Below are 23,780 nucleotides of genomic sequence, written 5' to 3' on the forward strand. Positions count from 1 at the left end.
GATGGAAAAAGCCACTTTTTCTCATGATATTGCTTCTCAAGTACTGTATCCGCTGTTAACAGCATCTATGGAGACAGCACTTAATCACGTTTTATATCAGGAAAATGTGCTTAAACCTGCCCGCAATCGCCTTGCGGGCAAAGTGTTGGCGCTTTCTATCAATGAGTTTCCTCGTTCCATCTACTTAGTCTTTAGCGAACAACAAGTTGATGTATTAAGTCAGTGGGATGATGAAACTGATTGTTTGATAAAAACAAAACTATTAACTCTGATTAAGCTTCGTGACCGTCAAAAAATGTCAGAACTAATCAACCGTGGCGATATCACTATTGATGGCGATATGCAGGTTGTGCAAAATTGGTCTGCATTATTAGATATGGCGCAGTGGGACCCCGCGCAATATTTAGCACCTTATATTGGTGACATTGCGGCGCAAAGCCTGACTGTTGTTGCAGGAAAGGGCGTTCAGTTATTTTCTTCACTCTTAAGTCACCAAAAAGATTATTTACGTGACGCATTAATTGAAGAGTGGAAAACCGCACCTAGTGCATTAGAAACAGTCCATTTTTATGATGAAATAGAAGAACTTGCACAGCAAACCGCCGAGCTGGAAAAACGGTTAGGCACATTGGAGAAAAAATAATGCTCCTGAGTGAGTTAAAGCGCCTCTATCATATTATTCAGGTATTTTTATCTTATGGGCTTGATGAGTTAATTCCTAAACACCGAATTACCTTACCTGTAAGATTAGGATGCCGAACACTATTTTGGATCAAAAATAAACATCCAGAAAAACCATTAGGTGAACGCTTACGACTCGCATTGCAAACATTAGGCCCTGTTTGGATTAAATTAGGTCAAATGTTATCAACTCGACGTGATCTTTTCCCTCCTCAGATCGCTGATCAGCTTGCCTTATTGCAAGACAAAGTTGCTCCTTTTGATGGTAAGAAAGCACGACAATATATTGAAAACTCATTTGGTTGCCCTATCGACCAATGGTTTGATGATTTTGATGAAACGCCACTCGCTTCCGCTTCTATTGCGCAGGTTCACACGGCAAAATTAAAAGAAAACGGCAAAGAAGTGGTACTAAAGGTTATTCGTCCCGATATCCAACCGGTGATAAAAGCAGATATCCGTTTGATGTATCGCTTGGCAAATTTATTACCGTTTTTACCTGATGGTCGTCGTTTACGACCAAAAGAAGTGATCCGCGAATACGAAAAGACATTACTTGATGAGCTAAATTTACTGCGTGAAGCTGCGAATGCTATTCAGCTACGTCGTAATTTTGAAAATAGCTCTATGTTGTATATTCCTGAAGTGTATTCAGATTATTGCCATGAAAACGTAATGGTAATGGAGCGTATTTATGGTATTCCCGTTTCTGATATTGAAGCGTTGAATGCACAAAAAACGAATATGAAGCTTCTTGCAGAGCGTGGCGTAAAAGTCTTTTTTACTCAGGTGTTTAGAGACAGTTTTTTCCATGCTGATATGCATCCTGGTAATGTGTTCATTAGCTATGATCACCCTGAGAACCCATATTATATTGGTATTGATTGCGGTATCGTTGGCTCATTAAATAAAGAAGATAAACGCTATTTAGCTGAAAACTTCTTAGCTTTCTTTAACCGCGATTATCGGAAAGTTGCAGAATTACATGTTGATTCAGGCTGGGTGCCAGCAGATACCAATGTGGAAGATTTTGAATTTGCGATCCGTACTGTGTGTGAACCGATTTTTGAAAAACCACTTTCTGAGATCTCATTTGGACATGTGTTACTTAATCTTTTCAATACAGCACGTCGTTTCAATATGGAAGTACAACCACAGTTAGTTTTACTTCAAAAAACATTGCTTTATGTTGAAGGGCTTGGGCGTCAATTATATCCACAATTGGATTTATGGAAAACGGCAAAACCTTTCTTAGAAGATTGGCTACATAGTCAAATTGGTATCACGGCATTAGTGAATGGCATAAAGAGCAAAGCGCCTTACTGGATTGAAAAAATGCCAGAGATACCAGAGCTGGTTTATGATAGTCTGAAGCAACATAAAAATATGAAGTTAACGCTAGACAAATTGACGGAACAAATAAGTTCGCAAAGAGTCAAACAGAGACAGTCTCTATTTTTATTGGGTATAGGTACAACACTGTTTTTATGCGGTAGCCTGTTTTTTGTTTCTGGTTTTAAAACATTATTCAGTGTTTTTATCAGTTTAGGTCTTCTTGCATGGATTTTGGGTTGGTTTAGATCTGGTAATGCACAATAAAAACGCATCAAAGTTTGTCTTTGAGCAAATTAAAAGATGAATTCGAGATTCCCGAAAATTGAATTCGTTGTATATAATGGGCACTGTTATTAAGTATAACCCCGAAAATAGTTGAGGAACATAAAATGGGCGGTATTAGCATTTGGCAATTACTCATCATCGCTGTCATCGTTGTCTTATTATTTGGTACAAATAAACTGCGCACATTAGGCTCAGATTTAGGCGCATCAGTAAAAGGCTTTAAAAAAGCGATTGGTGACGAAACTGCAGATAAAGACACCAGCAACGCTGAAAAAACAAATAATGACGCAGATTTTGATACTAAAAATTTAGCGCAGAAGACTTCAACAGAAGAGAAGTCTACAACTGAGAGCAAAAACAAAGAGCAGGTGTAAACCGTGTTTGACATTGGTTTTAGTCAGCTGCTATTGGTCATGGTGATTGGTCTTGTTTTTCTGGGGCCAGAACGTTTGCCCGTAGCAGTAAAAACAATTGCTGGCTGGGTAAGGGCGCTACGCTCTTTGGCTGCGAATGTGCAAAATGAACTGGCTCAAGAACTAAAACTTCAAGAACTCCAAGAGAGCTTGAAAAAAGTTGAAGAGAAAGCGAATTTACAAACGTTGTCGCCAGAGCTGAAAGCGTCTATGGATGAGTTAAAAGAGGCTGCACAGTCTTTAAAACAAACTTATCAAGCTCCTGCAACGCCAGACTCCACGAAAGAGCAGTCTGTAAAAACCGACTCTACGGAACCTTCACCTTCTGATTTAGCTGAACTTGCTGAAGCTGATGAAGTTAATGATGATGCTAATCGCCATAAACCTGTGGCAGAAAGTGTTACAAAGACAGAAGTTCCTGTTACTCAGCCAGTAACAATAGAGAAAAAAACAACTGATCAGGTCAATGGTGAGCATTAAAACATGGCAGTAAATGATACCCAACCGCTGATCAGCCATTTAATAGAACTTCGTAAGCGTTTGATGTATAGCTTAATCTCAGTTCTAGTGGTTTTTTTAGCGCTGGTTTATTTTTCTAATGATATCTATCAATTAGTCTCGGCTCCATTACTCGATAAGTTGCCAAAAGGGTCAAATATGAGTGCGACAGATGTTGCCTCTACTTTTTTGACTCCGATTAAATTGACAATAATGGTATCCATTTTTGCTTCTGTACCTATTATTCTTTATCAGGTATGGGCTTTTATCGCACCAGCATTGTATAAACACGAACGCCGCTTAATGCTGCCATTACTTGTTTCAAGTACGGTATTATTCTACCTCGGTATGGCGTTTGCTTATTTTGTTGTGTTCCCTCTCGCGTTTGGCTTCTTTGTTAATACAACCCCTGAAGGGGTTAACTTTATTCCAGATATCAGTAAATATCTAAGTTTCGTAATGACGTTATTTATGGCGTTTGGTGCAGCTTTTGAAGTACCGATTGCGATTATTTTACTGTGTTGGAGTGGTGTAACGACACCGGAAGCATTAAAGAAAAAACGTCCTTATATTCTTGTCGGTGCCTTTGTCGTTGGTATGATTTTGACACCACCAGATGTTTTCTCTCAAACCTTACTCGCAATACCTATGTACTTACTGTTTGAAATCGGTGTCATGGTATCGCGCTTTTATGTAGGCAAGGGAAGAAGAACAGATGAAGAAGGAGCTGAGGAAGCAGAGGCTGAAGCTGAAGCAGAACAGCAAAAATAATTTTAGAACCGATTTTCTAAAATCATATGATATTAGCCCAGCGATTGCTGGGTTAACTTTTTCTAGAGCGACTCTTTTTTAAACTCTTTATTTCCCACGGATTTTTTTACTTCACTATTTAATATATTTAAAAGCAAAATCGAACGGGCTTCACCATCAGGCTCTTGATATATGGCTTTGATCCCTTGAAAAATCCCTTCTGTTATTAATACGCTATCGCCACTGTGAGGTACATTTTCTTCACTATAAGTGAGAGAAGAAAGCTGAGGTATTTGCAGTGTATCAATCACATCTTGAGGAACAGTGACAGGATATTGCCCAAAGCGAACAAACGAGTTTACTCCACGCGTTGAGTTAATCGTCGTGGTGTGGATCACTTCAGGATCAAATTCTATAAAAAGATAATTAGGGAAAAGTGGTTCTGTTACGGTAGTGCGCTTTCCTCTTAATACTTTTTCTATGGTTACCATAGGTGTAAAACAGCCCACTTGCTGACGTTCTAAGTGTTCGATAGCACGAGGAATTTGCCCTCGTTTACAATACAGCAAATGCCAGTTTTTCATAATAGAGACAATAGGTTAGTTAAATTTAATTTAAGTGATAATAGCAAATTTATCATTAAGGTAACAGTTATCTATCGGGGGATGAAATAAAAAATAGAGTAACGTGGTTTTATACTGAAAAAAGCACAGAAAAGCTGTGTTTATAAGCAATAAAAGCGCTTGTTTTTGTTACTTTCACTTGGATCTCGGATAGAGGTAACAAGTTAATAAAAAAGTGATGGTAAAAATAAGAAAAAGCTCTCAAGATAATTATCTTAGAATTTTGTTCATAATTATAAAGAGGTTCTGTAATGGAAGTTTTTTTATTAAGTAACGGAAAAATTGCCGGGGATCCACGTTGGTTAAGTTATGCAAAAGATAATATCGATAGCATGATTAAAAAACGCGGTATTCGTTCCGCTGTATTAATTGCTTATGCCGTTATTCGTTCCGATCATGACCAACGCGCTCGTGATTTATCAGAAGTGTTAGGTATTGAAGTTACTTGCATTGAACATTTTGATTCAGAAGTAGACGCAATCAATAATGCAGAATGTATTTTAGTCAGTGGTGGTAATACTTGGCTATTAAACCAAATGCTGCATGAGAAAGGATTGGTTGTTCCAATTCAACGTGCTGTACGTGAGCGCAATATTCCGTATATTGGTTGGAGTGCAGGTTGTAATGTCGCAACACCAACAATTCGTACCACTAATGATATGCCAGTACGCTCCTCTGTTATTATGCCTTCATTAGGCTTATTCCCTGTCCAAATTAACCCACATTACATTGATGCTTCTATCAGTGGTCATATGGGTGAAACGCGCGATGAGCGTATTGCAGAGTTTTGTGCAATTAACCCTGAAGAGATTGTTGTAGCTATCCGTGAAGGGAGTTACTTATATATTCAAGGTGAAGAATTACGTTATTACAGCGCTAAAAATGAAGGTTTTAAAATCTTCCAACATGGAAAAACATTCCCTGAACAGTTTGATACTAAATTGCTTTCAGAGTGGGTTCCATTCCGCTGTTTATAAGTATAGTGAACGCGACTAAATAAAAAGCATTGCATTTTAGTGAGTTATGCGTTTAGCTTATAGCGTCTCAAAGAGGGCATTGGCCCTCTTTTCTTTCACTCACTGGCTCGTAAGATTATGATGAAATACCGCGATTTAAGAGATTTCCTTTCATTATTAGAAGAAAAAGGTGAATTAAAACGTATCACCTATGAAATAGATCCCTACCTTGAAATGACCGAAATAGCGGACAGAACTTTACGTGCCGGTGGGCCAGCGCTGCTGTTTGAAAATCCTAAAGGGTATGATATGCCCGTGCTTTGTAACTTATTTGGTACACCAGAGCGTGTGGCAATGGGAATGGGGCAAGATGATGTTAAAGCCTTACACGAAGTTGGAAAGTTATTGGCTTTTCTAAAAGAACCTGATCCTCCGAAAGGTTTTCGTGATCTCTTCGATAAATTACCTAAGTTTAAGCAAGTTTTAAATATGCCAACAAAACGCTTGAGTAAAGCCCCTTGTCAGGAGGTGGTTTTAACAGGTGATGATGTTGATTTAACCCAGATCCCTGTTATGCATTGTTGGCCTGAAGATGCGGCACCTTTGATTACTTGGGGATTAACGGTGACTCGTGGCCCATTGAAAGAGCGCCAAAATCTGGGTATTTATCGCCAGCAAGTGCTGGGTAAAAATAAAGTGATTATGCGCTGGTTATCGCATCGTGGTGGTGCGTTAGATTTTCAAGAATGGTGCCAAAAACATCCCGGTGAACGATTCCCAGTTTCAGTGGCATTAGGGGCAGATCCTGCTACTATTTTAGGTGCTGTAACACCTGTACCAGATACATTATCTGAATATGCATTCGCTGGTTTATTACGGGGTAATAAATCAGAAGTTGTAAAATGTCTTTCAAATGATCTTGAAGTACCTGCAAGTGCTGAAATTATCCTTGAAGGTTATATAGAACCGGGCGAATTAGCCCCAGAAGGACCATATGGTGATCACACTGGATATTATAATGAGATTGACTCTTTCCCTGTGTTTACCATTACGCATTTAACGCGTCGTAAAGATGCAATTTATCATTCAACATATACAGGGCGTCCACCTGATGAACCCGCGGTATTAGGTGTTGCGTTGAATGAAGTGCTTGTTCCGATATTACAAAAACAGTTTCCTGAAATTGTAGATTTTTATTTACCTCCTGAAGGATGTTCTTACCGTTTAGCCGTTGTAACAATGAAGAAACAGTATGCGGGTCATGCTAAACGCGTAATGATGGGAGTTTGGTCTTACTTACGGCAATTTATGTACACCAAATTTGTGATTGTTTGCGATGATGATGTCAATGCAAGAGATTGGAAAGATGTGATTTGGGCAATCACGACTAGAATGGATCCTGCAAGGGATACTATTCTGATGGAGAATACGCCTATTGATTATCTCGACTTCGCTTCACCTGTTTCAGGATTAGGATCAAAAATGGGTCTTGATGCGACTAACAAATGGCCGGGTGAGACAGATAGAGAATGGGGTAGACCTATTGTGATGTCTGATGAAGTTAAGCAACGAGTCGATACTATTTGGGAACAGCTCGATATTCTTAAATAATAACAGAGGAACAACATGGCAATATTGAATTGTAAAGTCTCACTTGTTGAGCCGATGACAGATACGGTTTATCGGGTAAGGCTATTACCTGATGGCGAATTTGATTTTCAGGCTGGGCAATATCTTTTAGCTGTTATGGATGAACGTGATAAACGTCCTTTTTCTATTGCATCTATACCTGAGAATAAAGACTTTATTGAACTTCATATTGGTGCGTCTGAACTCAATCTTTATGCGATGGCAGTGCTTGATGTGATATTAGAAAAGCAGCAGCTTACCATTGATATTCCTCATGGAAATGCGTGGTTTAAAAAAGAGAGTCAACGTCCTCTACTATTAATTGCTGGCGGTACAGGATTTTCTTATACCCACTCAATTTTATTGGCGGCATTAGCTGAAAACCCACAGCGATCTATTACGATCTATTGGGGGGGAAGAGAAAGCATTCACCTCTATGATCTTAATGAATTACAAGAATTATCAGAATTGCATCCGTCTTTAACGGTTATTCCTGTGGTCGAGCAACCAGAGGAGACTTGGCGAGGCCGAAAAGGAACGGTATTAACGGCAATAAGCGAAGATTTTGGTGATTTATCAGAATATGATATTTACATCGCAGGACGTTTTGAGATGGCTAAAATCGCCAGAGATCGTTTTTGCAGTGAGCGCAATGCAGATAAAACCCGCCTATTTAGCGATGCTTTTGAATTTATCTGATAAAACGAGAGTACTCCGTTATTTGTTATTATTTTTGTTTTTAAAACCATAAAAAAAACCCGCCCCTGACGGCGGGAAAATGGTTTCTAACCATGCAATCGAAAAGAATACGTTCCTAACGATCAGAACGTGGATATACAGAATACCGTATTAAACACGTTCTATAATCGTTGCAATACCTTGCCCTAATCCAATACACATTGTGGCTAAGCCAAATTGTGCATCTTTACGTTCCATAATATTTAATAATGAAGTGGTTATTCGAGAGCCTGAACATCCTAAAGGATGCCCTAAGGCAATCGCTCCGCCATTTAAATTAATCTTGTCATCGATACTATCGAGCAAATTCATTTTCTTCATGCAAGCTAATGACTGCGCGGCAAAAGCTTCATTTAGCTCAAAAATATCAATATCACCTAATGTTAATCCCGCTTTTTTCAATGCGATTTCTGTTGCAGGAACAGGGCCATAACCCATAATTGCGGGGTCACATCCAGTCACAGCCATTGAACGAATAATGGCGCGAGGCGTTAAATTATGCTCTTTGGCATAACGTTCACTGGTGATAAACATAGCGGATGCACCATCAGAAACTGCGGATGAATTGCCTGCTGTTACAGAGCCTGTCGCTGGATCAAACACAGGTTTAAGCTGCGCTAATTCTTCAAGGCTAGGGTTATAACGAATCACTTCATCATTTTTTACATTGATAAAATTGCCTATAGCATCATGACCATTGATAGGTATTATCTCATTATCAAAATAGCCTTGCTGTGTCGCAATCGCTGCTAAATGATGTGAGCGATAAGCAAATTTATCTTGATCCTCGCGTGAAATTTGGAATGATTTTGCGAGCATTTCTGCTGTTAATCCCATTGAAAATGAGGCTTTAGCAACAGAAAGATTAAGTGATGGATTAAAGTCTGCATTATAAGTCATTGGTACGTGACCCATATGTTCAACGCCGCCGATTAATGCGACTTGACTATCACCCAGCATAATTTGGCGGGCGCCATCATGTAATGCTTGCATTGATGAACCACATAACCGATTAATGGTAACTGCTGGAACCTTGTGTGGAAGTTCAGCCAATAACGCCGCATTACGAGCGATATTAAAACCTTGCTCTAAAGTTTGTTGTACACAGCCCCAAATCACATCACCAATATCATTGGGATTAATATTCGGATTACGTGTTAGTAGTGCTTGCATCAATTGTGCAGAGAGGTTTTCCGCTCTGACATGGCGAAATGCACCACCTTTTGAGCGTCCCATTGGAGTACGAATACCATCAATTATGACAACCTTTTCCATTTCATATCTCCTTAAGCGAGTTCTCTGATGTTAACATCTACTTTTGCGGGCTTTGGATAATAGGTTTCGTTGCGTTGCGCTTTCTGTTTTAAGCTTTCAGGAATTTGATATAGAGGTCCTAATGATGCGTATTGCTGTGCATCGGCAACAAATTGCGCTAATCCGATGGTATCAAGGTAACGGAATACACCACCTCGGAAAGGAGGGAAGCCTAAACCATAAACTAATGCAATATCCGCTTCTGCTGGTGAGGCAATAATACCTTCATCTAAACAACGGATAACTTCATTAATCATTGGGATCATCATCCGAGCGATAATTGCATTTTGGCTAAACTCTTGTGTTTTGCCCGCATTTTGCTGAATAAGCGTTTGAATTTGACCATCAACAGATTTCTGTTTTTTACCCCGTTTATCAACTGCGTAATTATAGAAACCATGATTATTTTTCTGACCATATCGCTGTTGCTCATATAAAAGAGCAATAGCATCTCGCTCAATCGTTCCCATTCTGTCAGGGAAACCCTGAGCCATTACGGCTTGAGCGTGATTTGCCGTATCAATACCCACAACATCAAGCAGGTATGCAGGTCCCATAGGCCAGCCAAATATCTTTTCCATCACTTTATCAACAGCAATAAAATCCGCGCCATCTCTTAGTAATAGAGAAAATCCTGCAAAATAAGGAAAGAGAACTCGGTTTACAAAGAAGCCAGGACAATCATTAACAATAATCGGTGTTTTTCCCATTTTACTGGCGTAACTGACAATACGGTTAATCGTCTCTTCACTGGTTTTTTCACCTTTAATGATTTCAACCAGCGGCATTCGATGAACAGGATTAAAGAAGTGCATCCCACAGAAATTTTCAGGACGCTTCAATGATTTTGCGAGCAGGGAAATAGGGATCGTAGAGGTATTTGACGCAAGTACCGCGTTATCAGCCAATAGCGCTTCTGTTTCTGCAAGTACAGTTGCTTTTACTTTTGGATTTTCAACAACAGCTTCGACAATAACATCGGCATCACTGACAGAAGCATAATTTAGTGTTGGTTGAATAGAGGCGAGCGTTTTTGCCATATCAACAGCACTCATTCGACCTTTTTCTTGGCGTTTTTGTAGCAGGCTTAACGCTTCATTCATACCTAGCTCAAGGGATTTTTGATTAATATCCTTCATTACGACAGGAATACCTTTTAAGGCGGATTGGTAGGAAATTCCACCCCCCATGATCCCAGCACCTAGTACTGCAGCCTGTTTAGGCAATTCGGCATGACGTTTTTTTGTGATATTTTTAACGTACTGATCATTAAGGAAAATACCGACTAAGGCTTTTGCAACATCAGTGCGTGTGAGCTTAACAAAGCTTTCAGTTTCAAGAGCCAGTGCTTCATCTCTATTTAGAAAGGCTGATTTTTCAATTGTTTTTACTGCGGTGATTGGTGCTGGATAGTGAGGTCCTGCTACTTTCATCACCATACCTTTAGCCACACTGAAAGACATTTTATGTTCAAGCTCTGTCAGTCTTAATGGTGCTGTTTTTGGGTGACGTGCAGCTTTCCAATCAATTTTGCCTTCAATTGCTTGCTCGATTAGCGAAATAGCACTTTCTTTTAAATTTTCTAGAGGGACAATTGCTTGGATTAATCCATTTTTAAGTGCAGTTTGGGCATCAACATCTTTGCCAGCAGTAATAATTTCTAATGCGTTATCGACACCAATCAAACGAGGAAGACGTACTGAGCCGCCAAAGCCCGGCATGATCCCAAGTTTTGTTTCTGGTAAACCGATACGCAGATCAGGAGAAGCGATACGAAAATCAGTAGCAAGTACACACTCGCAGCCACCGCCAAGTGCGTAACCATTGATAGCGGAAACGGTAGGAACAGGTAGGTCTTCAAGTCGATTAAAAATCTGATTAGAAAAATGTAGCCACTGAGTCAATTCTTCTTCAGGAGCATCAAAAAGGGATAAAAACTCGGTAATATCAGCACCGACAATAAAAGCCGGTTTTTCGGAACGCAAGATAACACCTTTTAGTCCCGGAGTTGCTTCTAATACTGCTAAAGCTTCACTTAGCATTGCAACCGTTTTGGTATCTAATTTATTAATAGAACCTTTGGCGTTAAAAATGAGTTCAACAATACCTTGTTTCACCCAATCGGCTTGAATATTTTCGCTTTGATAGAGCATTTGTATTCTCCCTAAATGTATAGACTGGTATGACCAGATAATAAGAGTGTGAATACTATGTTAAATAAATGCAAATATTTGATTAAAAAACTGCAAGGGTGATCACAGTGAAATTATTCAACTTATTGAATTCTATGCTGTTGCTCAGTTTGATAAAAAGAGGGGAGATAAATCGGTAATAATCTATTTTTGTTATGGCGTTAGCCACTCAAAGAGTTGGCGTGTTAAGCTGAATCATTAACAATGAATAAGATAAGGTAATTAATAATGGAAAAATTGCTCTCTCTGTACCAAGAACATATCAAAACTCTACAAAATCGTACTCGTGATGCTTTATCCAGACACCATCTTGATTCTGTATTAATTCATTCTGGTGAACCTATCCGTGTTTTCCTTGATGACAGTGATTACCCTTTTAAAGTGAATGCTCATTTTAAAGCATGGGTGCCTGTTACAGATGTACCACATTGTTGGTTATTAGCGGATGGCGTTAATAAACCTAAATTATGGTTCTATTCTCCAGTTGACTATTGGCATAGTGTTGAAGCTTTACCAAGTAGCTATTGGACTCATGAAATTGAGCTAATTCATCTTAAAAATGTTGATGATATTCAAAAAGAGCTAGCACCTTATATTAATAAAAATACTGCTTATATTGGTCCAAATACACAGCGAGCAGAATCATTAGGTGTGAGTATTGATAATATCAACAATCAATCTCTTCTTAATTATTATCATTATTACCGTGCCTATAAAACAGGTTATGAATTAGCTTGTATGCGTGAAGCACAAAAAATGGCCGTCAACGGGCATATTGCCGCTCATGAAGCTTTCCAAGCTGGATTAAGTGAGTTTGATATTAATATGGCGTATTTAATGGCTACGGGTCATCGTGATACCGATGTTCCTTATGGCAATATCGTCGCCTTAAATGAACACGCTGCTGTTTTGCACTACACAAAATTAGATCATGAATCACCAGATGAGTATCGCAGTTTCCTTATTGATGCAGGTGCAGAGTATAATGGCTACGCGGCAGATATCACTCGTACTTATAGCGCAAAAGAAAATCATGAATTTACTTCGTTAGTTAAAGATATGAATGATGCGCAACAAGCACTGATTGCAACGATGAAGGCTGGAGTACGTTACACTGAATATCATGTTCAAATGCATCAACGTATTGCTGGATTACTCAATAAATACGGTATTGTTAAAGGTGTGAGTGAAGAAGAGATGGTAAGTGCTGGATTAACTACACCATTTTTACCTCATGGCTTAGGGCATGCTTTAGGTCTGCAAGTTCATGATGCTGCTGGATTTATGCAAGATGATAAAGGTACCCATTTAGCGGCTCCTTCAATGTATCCATTCTTACGTTGCACACGTATTGTTGAACCGGGCATGGTATTAACAATTGAACCTGGATTTTACTTTATCGACTCTCTGCTAGCGCCATGGAAAGAAGGAAAATACAGTACTCATTTCGATTGGAAGCTTATTGAGCATTTCAAACCATTTGGTGGTATTCGTATTGAAGATAATATTATTATCCACGATAACAAAATTGAAAATATGACCAGAGACTTACATTTAGCCTGATGAAAGCGTATTTGATCCCCGCTGAAACCGTAGAATTCAGTGAAGAAATAAAGAAGAGTCGTTTTATTACATTTATTGCTCACACTGAAGGTATTGATGCAGCAAAAGCGTATATCCAGTCTATCAAAGAACAATTCCCTGATGCCCGGCACCATTGTTGGGCTTTTGTTGCAGGAAGACCTGATGACTCACAACAGTTAGGTTTTTCTGATGATGGGGAGCCAACAGGTACTGCGGGAAAACCTATTCTTGCTCCTCTTTTAGGGAGTGGAATGGGAGAAGTCACCGCAGTGGTTGTACGGTATTTCGGTGGGATCAAATTAGGAACCGGTGGGTTAGTTAGAGCTTATGGCAGTGGTGTTCAACAAGCATTAAAGCTTTTGCCAACGAAAACGAAAGTACCACAGTTGCGTTTTAGTGTAGCGTGTGAATATTCACTGGTTTCATTACTTGAACAAGTTGTTGAACAATATCAGGGGCAAGTACTTTCAAGTGAATATACTGATAAAGTCACTTTTGTACTTTCATTACCTGCCGTGCATAGTGATGAAGTTGAAGTTAAACTACGCGATATAAGTCGTGGCAGTATGCAATTAATCCCGTTAGATAAAAATGAATAATCTTTGCTACCAAGGAAATCGCTAAATGCATTTTCGTTCAATAACCCGTATTGTCGGACTGCTTGTTATCTTATTTTCTGTCACGATGATCATTCCCGGTATTGTCGCATTAATATATCGAGATGGCGCAGGGCGTGCATTTAGCCAAACATTTATTGTCGCCTTGATCATTGGGTTAATGCTGTGGATCCCCAATCGACATAAAAAAAGTGAGCTTAAGCCTAAAGAAGGCTTTCTTATTGTTGTCTTATTTTGGACGGTGCTAGGCAGTGTAGGGGCATTACCGTTTATCTTTTCTGAACAACCCAATCTTTCCATTACTGATGCCTTTTTTGAATCTTTCTCTGGACTGACTACAACCGGAGCCACGACGCTTGTAGGGTTAGATTCATTACCTAAAGCTATTTTGTTTTATCGCCAAATGCTCCAATGGTTAGGCGGAATGGGGATCATCGTATTAGCTGTCGCTATTCTTCCACTTTTAGGTGTTGGGGGAATGCAGTTATATCGTGCAGAAATGCCGGGTCCATTGAAAGATAATAAAATGCGACCTCGAATTGCAGAAACAGCGAAAGCACTTTGGCTTATTTACGTCTTATTAACGATCATTTGTGCCTTAGCATTATGGATTGCTGGTATGGATGTGTTCGATGCTATTTCTCATAGCTTTTCAACTATTGCGATTGGTGGGTTTTCTACCCACGATGCCAGTATTGGTTATTTTAATAGCCCAACCATTAACATCATTATTGGTGTATTCCTTCTGATCTCTGGTTGTAACTTTGGTTTGCACTTTGCCGTACTCACGGGAAGAAGCTTAAATATTTATTGGCGTGATCCTGAATTTCGTATGTTTATCTCAATTCAATTGGGATTAGTCATTATTTGTAGCGGCATTCTATGGCTTTATTCTGTATATGACTCAGGATGGATAACCATAAATCAGGCTTTTTTCCAAGTTGTCTCTATGGCGACAACCGCGGGCTTTGCCACGGATAGTTTTGCACAATGGCCTGCATTTTTGCCTCTTCTATTATTATGCTCTGCGTTTATTGGTGGTTGTGCAGGATCAACGGGTGGGGGATTGAAAGTCATTCGTATCTTGCTTTTATTCCTACAAGGGAATCGTGAATTAAAACGTCTTGTTCACCCTAATGCCGTTTATACCATCAAACTTGGTCACCGAGCATTACCTGAACGCATTATTGAAGCAGTGTGGGGATTTTTCTCCGCTTATGCGTTGGTATTTATTATTAGCTTAATGTTGTTGATAGCGACAGGCGTTGATGAATTTTCTGCATTTTCTGCTATTGCCACTACATTAAATAATCTTGGTCCTGGGTTAGGTATTGTCGCCGATAACTTCACGACAATGAATCCAGCTGCAAAATGGATATTAGTCGTGACAATGTTATTTGGGCGACTAGAAGTTTTCACACTATTGGTTTTATTTACCCCAACGTTTTGGCGTGATTAACCTAATACAAGGAGCAATGTATGAGCGCGCTATTGTTGTATTGTAGTACTGATGGGCAAACTAAAAAGATAATGACACAAATCGCGAATGAATTAAGACAACACGGTCATGAATGTGATGTGAGAGATTTAACCTCTGTTCAGCAGAGTTTAAATTTGTCTGCTTATAATAAAGTCTTAGTGGGCGCTTCGATTCGTTATGGTTACTTTAATAAAGCTCTCGATAAATTTATCACTCGTCATCTTGCACAATTGAATAGTATGCCGTCCGCATTCTTTGGCGTTAATCTTACGGCAAGAAAAGCAGAAAAGAATACACCTGAGACGAATGCTTATATGCGTAAGTTTTTAGATAAGACTCCATGGAAGCCAACGTTAACGGGTGTTTTTGCCGGCGCACTTTTTTACCCTCGTTATAAATGGATTGATAGAGTCATGATCCAGTTAATTATGAAGATGACTAAAGGTGAAACGGACCCAACAAAAGAAATTGAATATACGGATTGGAATAAAGTAAGCGAATTTGCGACGCATTTTGCCAAAATTGAGTGATATTTAATCTTTGCTGTGGGGTTTTTATACGTCTTGTTGGAGTTTTGAACGAACAGAAAATTATTTTAAAAAAACACTTGCGCTAATCCGAGATCTCCCTATAATGCGCATCCACTGACCGGCGATGAGCAAACAACAAGCCACGCAGGACGGTGAAGAGAAAAGAAAAAAGTTTGAAAAAACTCTTGACTCTTCAGAGGAATAACGTAATATACGCCTCCTCGCAACAACGCAGAAGACCGGAAACGGCAGCGAATGTTGCACTGCTCTTTAACAAATTATCAGACAATCTGTGTGGGCACTCGCAGAGACGATATCTTCTAAAATATTAGATGTATCAAGTCTTGAAGAGTGAACAACAAAAGTAAATTCATTTATGAATAGCTAAGTTTTCGATTTCTTTGAGCATCAAACACTTTTAATTGAAGAGTTTGATCATGGCTCAGATTGAACGCTGGCGGCAGGCCTAACACATGCAAGTCGAGCGGTAACAGAGGAAAGCTTGCTTTCTTGCTGACGAGCGGCGGACGGGTGAGTAATGTATGGGGATCTGCCCGATAGAGGGGGATAACTACTGGAAACGGTAGCTAATACCGCATGACGTCTACGGACCAAAGCAGGGGCTCTTCGGACCTTGCGCTATCGGATGAACCCATATGGGATTAGCTAGTAGGTGAGGTAATGGCTCACCTAGGCGACGATCTCTAGCTGGTCTGAGAGGATGATCAGCCACACTGGGACTGAGACACGGCCCAGACTCCTACGGGAGGCAGCAGTGGGGAATATTGCACAATGGGCGCAAGCCTGATGCAGCCATGCCGCGTGTATGAAGAAGGCCTTAGGGTTGTAAAGTACTTTCAGCGGGGAGGAAGGTGATAAAGTTAATACCTTTATCAATTGACGTTACCCGCAGAAGAAGCACCGGCTAACTCCGTGCCAGCAGCCGCGGTAATACGGAGGGTGCAAGCGTTAATCGGAATTACTGGGCGTAAAGCGCACGCAGGCGGTCAATTAAGTCAGATGTGAAAGCCCCGAGCTTAACTTGGGAATTGCATCTGAAACTGGTTGGCTAGAGTCTTGTAGAGGGGGGTAGAATTCCACGTGTAGCGGTGAAATGCGTAGAGATGTGGAGGAATACCGGTGGCGAAGGCGGCCCCCTGGACAAAGACTGACGCTCAGGTGCGAAAGCGTGGGGAGCAAACAGGATTAGATACCCTGGTAGTCCACGCTGTAAACGATGTCGATTTAGAGGTTGTGGTCTTGAACCGTGGCTTCTGGAGCTAACGCGTTAAATCGACCGCCTGGGGAGTACGGCCGCAAGGTTAAAACTCAAATGAATTGACGGGGGCCCGCACAAGCGGTGGAGCATGTGGTTTAATTCGATGCAACGCGAAGAACCTTACCTACTCTTGACATCCAGAGAATCCTTTAGAGATAGAGGAGTGCCTTCGGGAACTCTGAGACAGGTGCTGCATGGCTGTCGTCAGCTCGTGTTGTGAAATGTTGGGTTAAGTCCCGCAACGAGCGCAACCCTTATCCTTTGTTGCCAGCACGTAATGGTGGGAACTCAAAGGAGACTGCCGGTGATAAACCGGAGGAAGGTGGGGATGACGTCAAGTCATCATGGCCCTTACGAGTAGGGCTACACACGTGCTACAATGGCAGATACAAAGAGAAGCGACCTCGCGAGAGCAAGCGGAACTCATAAAGTCTGTCGTAGTCCGGATTGGAGTCTGCAACTCGACTCCATGAAGTCGGAATCGCTAGTAATCGTAGATCAGAATGCTACGGTGAATACGTTCCCGGGCCTTGTACACACCGCCCGTCACACCATGGGAGTGGGTTGCAAAAGAAGTAGGTAGCTTAACCTTCGGGAGGGCGCTTACCACTTTGTGATTCATGACTGGGGTGAAGTCGTAACAAGGTAACCGTAGGGGAACCTGCGGTTGGATCACCTCCTTACCTAAGAGATACGTGTTATGTGCAGTGCTCACACAGATTGTCTGATGAAGAACGAGCAAAAGCGCGTCTGCGAAGCTGACTGAAGTCCCCTTCGTCTAGAGGCCTAGGACACCGCCCTTTCACGGCGGTAACAGGGGTTCGAATCCCCTAGGGGACGCCAATTGCGCGGTATGAGTGAAAGGCGTACCACACTATAGTCTGATAAGAATCAGAGAATAGTTAAGATAATTCGCATGAGTTATTTTACCTATTATGCTCTTTAACAATCTGGAACAAGCTGAAAAATTGAAAACAAATCAATATATCACCGAGGTATATTGATGAGTCTCTCAAAATCTCAAGCTTTGAATGTGTTTTTGACATCAAAGTGGGATGAGCGAGCAATTTACAGTTCGAGGCGGCCAGCGCACAGCAAGCGCAGCATACTAAAGTATGTGAGCATTGCGAGCACTGCCCAACGATGAAATGTAATCTGCGCAGCCATCACCACCAAGAGAGTCATCGAAAAAGACACCTTCGGGTTGTGAGGTTAAGCGAATAAGCGTACACGGTGGATGCCTAGGCAATCAGAGGCGATGAAGGACGTGCTAATCTGCGATAAGCGTCGGTAAGGTGATATGAACCGTTATACCCGACGATTTCCGAATGGGGAAACCCAATATCCAATGGATATTATCATTAACTGAATACATAGGTTAATGAAGCGAACCGGGAGAACTGAAACATCTCAGTACCCCGAGGAAAAGAAATCAACCGAGATTCCCCTAGTAGCGGCGAGCGAACGGGGAACAGCCCAGAGTCTTAATCAACAGCAGCATCAGGAGAACGGTCTGGAAAGTCCGGCAGTAAAGGGTGATAGCCCCGTATCTGAAGATGCTGTTATTGTGAACTCGACGAGTAGGGCGGGACACGTGTTATCCTGTCTGAATATGGGGGGACCATCCTCCAAGGCTAAATACTCCTGATTGACCGATAGTGAACCAGTACCGTGAGGGAAAGGCGAAAAGAACCCCGGCGAGGGGAGTGAAAAAGAACCTGAAACCGTGTACGTACAAGCAGTAGGAGCCTCTTCGTGAGGTGACTGCGTACCTTTTGTATAATGGGTCAGCGACTTATATTCTGTAGCAAGGTTAACCGTATAGGGGAGCCGTAGGGAAACCGAGTCTTAACTGGGCGAATGAGTTGCAGGGTATAGACCCGAAACCCGGTGATCTATCCATGGGCAGGTTGAAGGTTGGGTAACACTAACTGGAGGACCGAACCGACTAATGTTGAAAAATTAGCGGATGACTTGTGGATGGGGGTGAAAGGCCAATCAAACCGGGAGATAGCTGGTTCTCCCCGAAAGCTATTTAGGTAGCGCCTCGTGAACTCATCTTCGGGGGTAGAGCACTGTTTCGACTAGGGGGTCATCCCGACTTACCAACTCGATGCAAACTGCGAATACCGAAGAATGTTATCACGGGAGACACACGGCGGGTGCTAACGTCCGTCGTGAAGAGGGAAACAACCCAGACCGCCAGCTAAGGTCCCAAAGTCATGGTTAAGTGGGAAACGAAGTGGGAAGGCTCAGACAGCCAGGATGTTGGCTTAGAAGCAGCCATCATTTAAAGAAAGCGTAATAGCTCACTGGTCGAGTCGGCCCGCGCGGAAGATGTAACGGGGCTAAACCATGCACCGAAGCTGCGGCAGCGACACTATGTGTTGTTGGGTAGGGGAGCGTTCTGTAAGCCTGCGAAGGTGTACTGTGAGGTATGCTGGAGGTATCAGAAGTGCGAATGCTGACATAAGTAACGATAATGCGGGTGAAAAACCCGCACGCCGGAAGACCAAGGGTTCCTGTCCAACGTTAATCGGGGCAGGGTGAGTCGACCCCTAAGGCGAGGCTGAAAAGCGTAGTCGATGGGAAACGGGTTAATATTCCCGTACTGGTGGTAACTGCGATGGGGGAACGGAGAAGGCTAGGTTGTCCGGGCGACGGTCGTCCCGGTTCAAGCATGTAGGCAGAGTGATTAGGCAAATCCGGTCACTTAATGCTGAGGTGTGATGACGAGCCACTAAGGTGGTGAAGCAATTGATGCCCTGCTTCCAGGAAAAGCCTCTAAGCTTCAGGTTACCAACAATCGTACCCCAAACCGACACAGGTGGTCAGGTAGAGAATACTCAGGCGCTTGAGAGAACTCGGGTGAAGGAACTAGGCAAAATGGTGCCGTAACTTCGGGAGAAGGCACGCTGGCGGTAAGTGAAGTCCCTCGCGGACAGAGCCGAAGCCAGTCGAAGATACCAGCTGGCTGCAACTGTTTATTAAAAACACAGCACTGTGCAAACACGAAAGTGGACGTATACGGTGTGACGCCTGCCCGGTGCTGGAAGGTTAATTGATGGGGTTATCCTTAGGGAGAAGCTCTTGATCGAAGCCCCAGTAAACGGCGGCCGTAACTATAACGGTCCTAAGGTAGCGAAATTCCTTGTCGGGTAAGTTCCGACCTGCACGAATGGCGTAATGATGGCCAGGCTGTCTCCACCCGAGACTCAGTGAAATTGAACTCGCTGTGAAGATGCAGTGTACCCGCGGCAAGACGGAAAGACCCCGTGAACCTTTACTATAGCTTGACACTGAACATTGAGCCTTGATGTGTAGGATAGGTGGGAGACTTTGAAGTGTGGACGCCAGTCTGCATGGAGTCAACCTTGAAATACCACCCTTTAACGTTTGATGTTCTAACCTAGGTCCATAATCTGGATCGGGGACCGTGTCTGGTGGGTAGTTTGACTGGGGCGGTCTCCTCCTAAAGAGTAACGGAGGAGCACGAAGGTTGGCTAAGCATGGTCGGACATCATGCGGTTAGTGCAAAGGCATAAGCCAGCTTGACTGTGAGAGTGACGGCTCGAGCAGGTACGAAAGTAGGTCTTAGTGATCCGGTGGTTCTGAATGGAAGGGCCATCGCTCAACGGATAAAAGGTACTCCGGGGATAACAGGCTGATACCGCCCAAGAGTTCATATCGACGGCGGTGTTTGGCACCTCGATGTCGGCTCATCACATCCTGGGGCTGAAGTAGGTCCCAAGGGTATGGCTGTTCGCCATTTAAAGTGGTACGCGAGCTGGGTTTAGAACGTCGTGAGACAGTTCGGTCCCTATCTGCCGTGGGCGTTGGAAGATTGAGAGGGGTTGCTCCTAGTACGAGAGGACCGGAGTGAACGCACCACTGGTGTTCGGGTTGTCATGCCAATGGCATTGCCCGGTAGCTAAGTGCGGAAGAGATAACCGCTGAAAGCATCTAAGCGGGAAACTTGCCTCGAGATGAGTCTTCCCTGTCACCTAGAGTGACCTAAAGGAACGTTTAAGACTAAGACGTTGATAGGCTGGGTGTGTAAGCGTAGCGATACGTTGAGCTAACCAGTACTAATGAACCGTGAGGCTTAACCTGACAACACCGAAGGTGTTTTGTCTGAGAGACGAAGAGTAGATGAAGTAGGCTTGTTTAAGATTGCATATTGCTGGTTACTGAGGAAGAAACGACAGTAACGGGTAATAAAACCGAATTTGCTTGGCGGCCATAGCGCAGCGGACCCACCTGAATCCATGCCGAACTCAGAAGTGAAACGTTGTAGCGCCGATGGTAGTGTGGGGTCTCCCCATGTGAGAGTAGGGAACTGCCAGGCATTAAATAAGACAAGAAAGCCAACCCAATGGGTTGGCTTTTTTGCGTTTGGAGTTTTTAAAAGATCAAAAATGAGTGAATTTTAAATATTATCCTAAATTCTGAATATAAAAATGCCCTAATTTAAGGCATTTTTTATGATCTTTTAACAGAAGTTATGACGAGAAAATGCTGCTAACACAGTCCTTTCTGAAATTTCTAAATAGTCTTCCATTGCGCCCGCGGCTTCTTGCGCTTTTCCATCCATCAATAGCATTAAAATCTGTTCATTTTTTTCAATATAAGGTGCGTGTAGTAATTGCGGATCATTGAGTAAGCCAAATGCTAAACGTAATTCAGCTAGAATAAGTTGGTATTGTTTAAACAATCTAGGGCTATCTGAAAGCTCCACAATCGCGGTATGAAAGTGCATATTACAGGTTCCTACACCGCTCCAATCTTGTTGTTCTTGAAAAATTTTTGCTTGATTAACACTATCTTGCATTCTAACAATAGCGGGATGCATAGGATAAGAATGTCGTAGAGCATCACATTCAATTAATCGTCTTACACGATAAATATCCATGATACTTGCCATATCTGGTACAGAAACAAAAACACCGCGATTAGGTTTATAAGTCAAAAGCCCTTCTTGGGTAAGAACGCGGAAAACCTCTCTTAAAGTATTGCGCGATATCTCTAGCGTTTCACTTAATGCAGTTTCTGACAATCTTTCACCAGGAGGTAATTCTCCAATAGTGATTTTTTGCCGAATAATATTTGCGACTTTTTGAGAAAGAATTTGTGGAGATGTTTTTTTCTGCATTATCTTCTGCTATTAGCTTAATAGAAGCGTCTATTCTATCAGTGTGTTTTGTAATATATAACCTCTATTATGTCACTCTGTCGTACTTCTCACTGTATCGAGTATAGCTGTCTATTTATTTCCATCAAAAAAAATTAATTTTTCCTTACGATATTTTAGTAATTAAACTTATTTTTCATTCCATCTAGCGCACTATTTTTGTGCGACTGAGCTTTTTATGCCTCATTTAAGTGCATATTCATGGCTCATGAATACGTCATAATTGTCAACAAAATGTTAAAAATGCGATCTTCTTTGCACTTTTATCATCCCGTATTTAAATCTATTTGCTTATTTATTCATCTATTATTATTAATTGTTCAACAATCTAATATCAGGTGATTAACAATTACGTATTCATGCTCAACAATGGCACGCTAATTGCCTTAGTAATAATAATTAAAATAATGATGATAAAGGGGGTAGCTCATGGCTACACAAGACACTGCAAATACAACATCAAGTACGTTTATAAAAAATAGACGCTCTTCACTAATCGCTGCCATTTTTTTAATGGCAACGTCAGCAATTGGGCCAGGTTTTATTACTCAAACTGCAACCTTTACTGCCACGATGGGAGCCGCATTTGCATTTGGTATTTTAGCATCAATCATTATCGACTATGTTGTTCAGCAAAGTATTTGGCGAGTGATCACCGTTACCAATATGCGAGCTTCAGATATTGCTAACAAAGCAATACCAGGTAGTGGCTACTTACTTGCTGTATTAGTTATTTTTGGCGGTTTAGTATTTAACGTGGGTAACATTGCAGGTGCTGGATTAGGGCTTAATGCGATGGTTGGTCTTGATCCTAAATGGGGTGGGATCTTAAGTGCTTTACTTGCGATCTATATTTTCTCATCACGCAAAGCCAGTAACTTTATTGATCGTATGATCATTATTCTTGGTCTCGTCATGATCTTACTGACGGTTTTTGTCATGATTGCGTCTAACCCCCCTGTAGGCGAGGCATTAAGACAAACTGTTTTACCTGATGCAATTAACTTCGCTACGATCACGACAATTGTTGGTGGGACTGTAGGTGGTTATATCTGTTATGCGGGCGCTCACCGTCTTCTTGATAAAGGAACAACGGGTATTGAGAATATTGATGCTGTATCAAGCGCTGCAACCAAGGGAATTTTAGTTGTTGGATTAATGCGCTATATCCTGTTTCTTGCCATTTTAGGTGTAGTTGCCAGTGGCGTAACCTTAGATATTTCTAGCCATGCAGCAAATCCGGCTTCTCAAGCATTTCAACATGCTGCGGGTTTAACTGGATTACGCATCTTCGGTCTTATTTTATGGGCAGCTGCATTAACGAGTGTGATTGGTGCTGCTTATACCTCAATGTCATTTATTACTGTATTTAAAAACGGTGTTACTGAACGTCAACGTAATATCGCAACTATTATTTTTATCGCTATTTCACTCGTCATTTATATGGTTATGGGAACGGCTCCGGCTGCATTATTAGTCTTTGCCGGCGGCTTTAATGGATTGATTTTACCTATTGGTATGACACTTTTCATTTTTGTTGCATGGCGTCGCCAAGATCTCATGAATGGTTATAAATATCCTGCATGGTTACTGTGGTCAGGTATTTTAGTCTGTGCGCTGACTTGGTACATGGGAATTATGTCCGTGGGTGCTATTTTCAACTACCTCAACATTGCTTAAGAGAA

General features: G+C 41.6%; 17 protein-coding genes, 1 tRNA gene and 3 rRNA genes. 17 read left to right on the forward strand and 4 right to left on the reverse strand.

The genetic code is table 11. The features are described 5' to 3' along the window. The first annotated feature begins 1 nt into the window (after position 1). From BTA34_RS00675 to tatC, 5 genes are all read left to right on the forward strand, one after another. On the forward strand, positions 2-643 hold the full coding sequence (locus BTA34_RS00675; protein WP_075672295.1) for a ubiquinone biosynthesis accessory factor UbiJ: 642 nt from the start codon (positions 2-4) through the stop codon (positions 641-643). Beyond that, positions 643-2,280 carry a ubiquinone biosynthesis regulatory protein kinase UbiB gene (ubiB, locus tag BTA34_RS00680; protein ID WP_151434097.1) on the forward strand — a complete coding sequence of 546 codons (1,638 nt, stop codon included), beginning with the start codon at positions 643-645 and terminating at the stop codon, positions 2,278-2,280. The genes BTA34_RS00675 and ubiB overlap by 1 nt, the downstream gene beginning before the upstream one ends. 125 nt (positions 2,281-2,405) lie before the next feature. Then, positions 2,406-2,675 carry a Sec-independent protein translocase subunit TatA gene (gene tatA, locus BTA34_RS00685; protein WP_151434098.1) on the forward strand — a complete coding sequence of 90 codons (270 nt, stop codon included), beginning with the start codon at positions 2,406-2,408 and terminating at the stop codon, positions 2,673-2,675. 3 nt (positions 2,676-2,678) lie between these two features. Beyond that, on the forward strand, positions 2,679-3,194 hold the full coding sequence (tatB, locus tag BTA34_RS00690) for a Sec-independent protein translocase protein TatB (protein WP_151434099.1): 516 nt from the start codon (positions 2,679-2,681) through the stop codon (positions 3,192-3,194). A gap of 3 nt (positions 3,195-3,197) precedes the next feature. After that, positions 3,198-3,983 (forward strand): Sec-independent protein translocase subunit TatC, encoded by a 786-nt coding sequence (gene tatC / locus BTA34_RS00695; RefSeq protein ID WP_151434100.1) that lies wholly within the window; start codon positions 3,198-3,200, stop codon positions 3,981-3,983. A 62-nt stretch (positions 3,984-4,045) separates the two neighbouring features. Here tatC and rfaH read toward each other — a convergent pair whose 3' ends face one another. Further along, on the reverse strand, positions 4,046-4,546 hold the full coding sequence (gene rfaH, locus BTA34_RS00700) for a transcription/translation regulatory transformer protein RfaH (protein ID WP_023583494.1): 501 nt from the start codon (positions 4,544-4,546) through the stop codon (positions 4,046-4,048). Between the two features lie 290 nt (positions 4,547-4,836). Between rfaH and pepE the strand changes: the two genes are divergently transcribed. From pepE to fre, 3 genes are all read left to right on the forward strand, one after another. Continuing rightward, a complete protein-coding gene (gene pepE / locus BTA34_RS00705; protein WP_100158028.1) occupies positions 4,837-5,562 on the forward strand; it encodes a dipeptidase PepE in 726 nt (241 codons plus the stop codon). Between the two features lie 120 nt (positions 5,563-5,682). Continuing rightward, positions 5,683-7,152, forward strand: a complete 1,470-nt coding sequence (gene ubiD / locus BTA34_RS00710; protein WP_151436708.1) for a 4-hydroxy-3-polyprenylbenzoate decarboxylase — start codon at positions 5,683-5,685, stop codon at positions 7,150-7,152. Positions 7,153-7,167: 15 nt separating this feature from the next. Continuing rightward, positions 7,168-7,869 carry an NAD(P)H-flavin reductase gene (gene fre / locus BTA34_RS00715; RefSeq protein WP_151434101.1) on the forward strand — a complete coding sequence of 234 codons (702 nt, stop codon included), beginning with the start codon at positions 7,168-7,170 and terminating at the stop codon, positions 7,867-7,869. A 150-nt stretch (positions 7,870-8,019) separates the two neighbouring features. Here fre and fadA read toward each other — a convergent pair whose 3' ends face one another. After that, entirely contained in the window at positions 8,020-9,183 is a 1,164-nt protein-coding gene (fadA, locus tag BTA34_RS00720) for an acetyl-CoA C-acyltransferase FadA (RefSeq protein WP_151434102.1), read from the reverse strand. Between the two features lie 11 nt (positions 9,184-9,194). Then, positions 9,195-11,375: a fatty acid oxidation complex subunit alpha FadB gene (fadB, locus tag BTA34_RS00725; protein ID WP_151434103.1), complete on the reverse strand. Its 2,181-nt coding sequence runs from the start codon at positions 11,373-11,375 to the stop codon at positions 9,195-9,197. A gap of 267 nt (positions 11,376-11,642) precedes the next feature. On the opposite strand from fadB, the gene pepQ reads away from it, so the two are divergent. The 8 genes from pepQ (at position 11,643) to rrf (ending at position 21,252) form a co-directional block, all read left to right on the forward strand. Beyond that, positions 11,643-12,977 (forward strand): Xaa-Pro dipeptidase, encoded by a 1,335-nt coding sequence (gene pepQ / locus BTA34_RS00730; RefSeq protein WP_151434104.1) that lies wholly within the window; start codon positions 11,643-11,645, stop codon positions 12,975-12,977. Then, positions 12,977-13,597, forward strand: a complete 621-nt coding sequence (locus BTA34_RS00735) for an IMPACT family protein (protein ID WP_151434105.1) — start codon at positions 12,977-12,979, stop codon at positions 13,595-13,597. Before pepQ ends, BTA34_RS00735 begins: the two co-directional genes overlap by 1 nt. Before the next feature lie 25 nt (positions 13,598-13,622). Next, on the forward strand, positions 13,623-15,074 hold the full coding sequence (gene trkH, locus BTA34_RS00740; protein WP_151434106.1) for a Trk system potassium transporter TrkH: 1,452 nt from the start codon (positions 13,623-13,625) through the stop codon (positions 15,072-15,074). A 20-nt stretch (positions 15,075-15,094) separates the two neighbouring features. Next, positions 15,095-15,625 carry a menaquinone-dependent protoporphyrinogen IX dehydrogenase gene (gene hemG / locus BTA34_RS00745; RefSeq protein WP_100158035.1) on the forward strand — a complete coding sequence of 177 codons (531 nt, stop codon included), beginning with the start codon at positions 15,095-15,097 and terminating at the stop codon, positions 15,623-15,625. A 419-nt stretch (positions 15,626-16,044) separates the two neighbouring features. Next, positions 16,045-17,587: ribosomal RNA gene (locus tag BTA34_RS00750) — 16S ribosomal RNA — on the forward strand. An 84-nt stretch (positions 17,588-17,671) separates the two neighbouring features. Then, a tRNA-Glu gene (locus BTA34_RS00755) sits at positions 17,672-17,747 on the forward strand. Positions 17,748-18,114: 367 nt separating this feature from the next. After that, positions 18,115-21,017 (forward strand): 23S ribosomal RNA (locus tag BTA34_RS00760). A 119-nt stretch (positions 21,018-21,136) separates the two neighbouring features. Then, positions 21,137-21,252, forward strand: a 5S ribosomal RNA gene (gene rrf / locus BTA34_RS00765). The 16S, 23S and 5S rRNA genes sit together here with 1 tRNA gene alongside, the layout of an rRNA operon. 144 nt (positions 21,253-21,396) lie before the next feature. Here rrf and BTA34_RS00770 read toward each other — a convergent pair. After that, positions 21,397-22,056, reverse strand: coding sequence for a GntR family transcriptional regulator (locus BTA34_RS00770; RefSeq protein ID WP_151434107.1), 660 nt, complete (start codon positions 22,054-22,056; stop codon positions 21,397-21,399). 468 nt (positions 22,057-22,524) lie between these two features. On the opposite strand from BTA34_RS00770, the gene BTA34_RS00775 reads away from it, so the two are divergent. Next, positions 22,525-23,775, forward strand: coding sequence for an NRAMP family divalent metal transporter (locus BTA34_RS00775; RefSeq protein ID WP_151434108.1), 1,251 nt, complete (start codon positions 22,525-22,527; stop codon positions 23,773-23,775). Positions 23,776-23,780 lie beyond the last annotated feature (5 nt).

The organism is Proteus sp. CD3 (assembly GCF_008808075.1).
In the GTDB taxonomy this organism is placed as follows: Bacteria; Pseudomonadota; Gammaproteobacteria; order Enterobacterales; family Enterobacteriaceae; genus Proteus; species Proteus appendicitidis.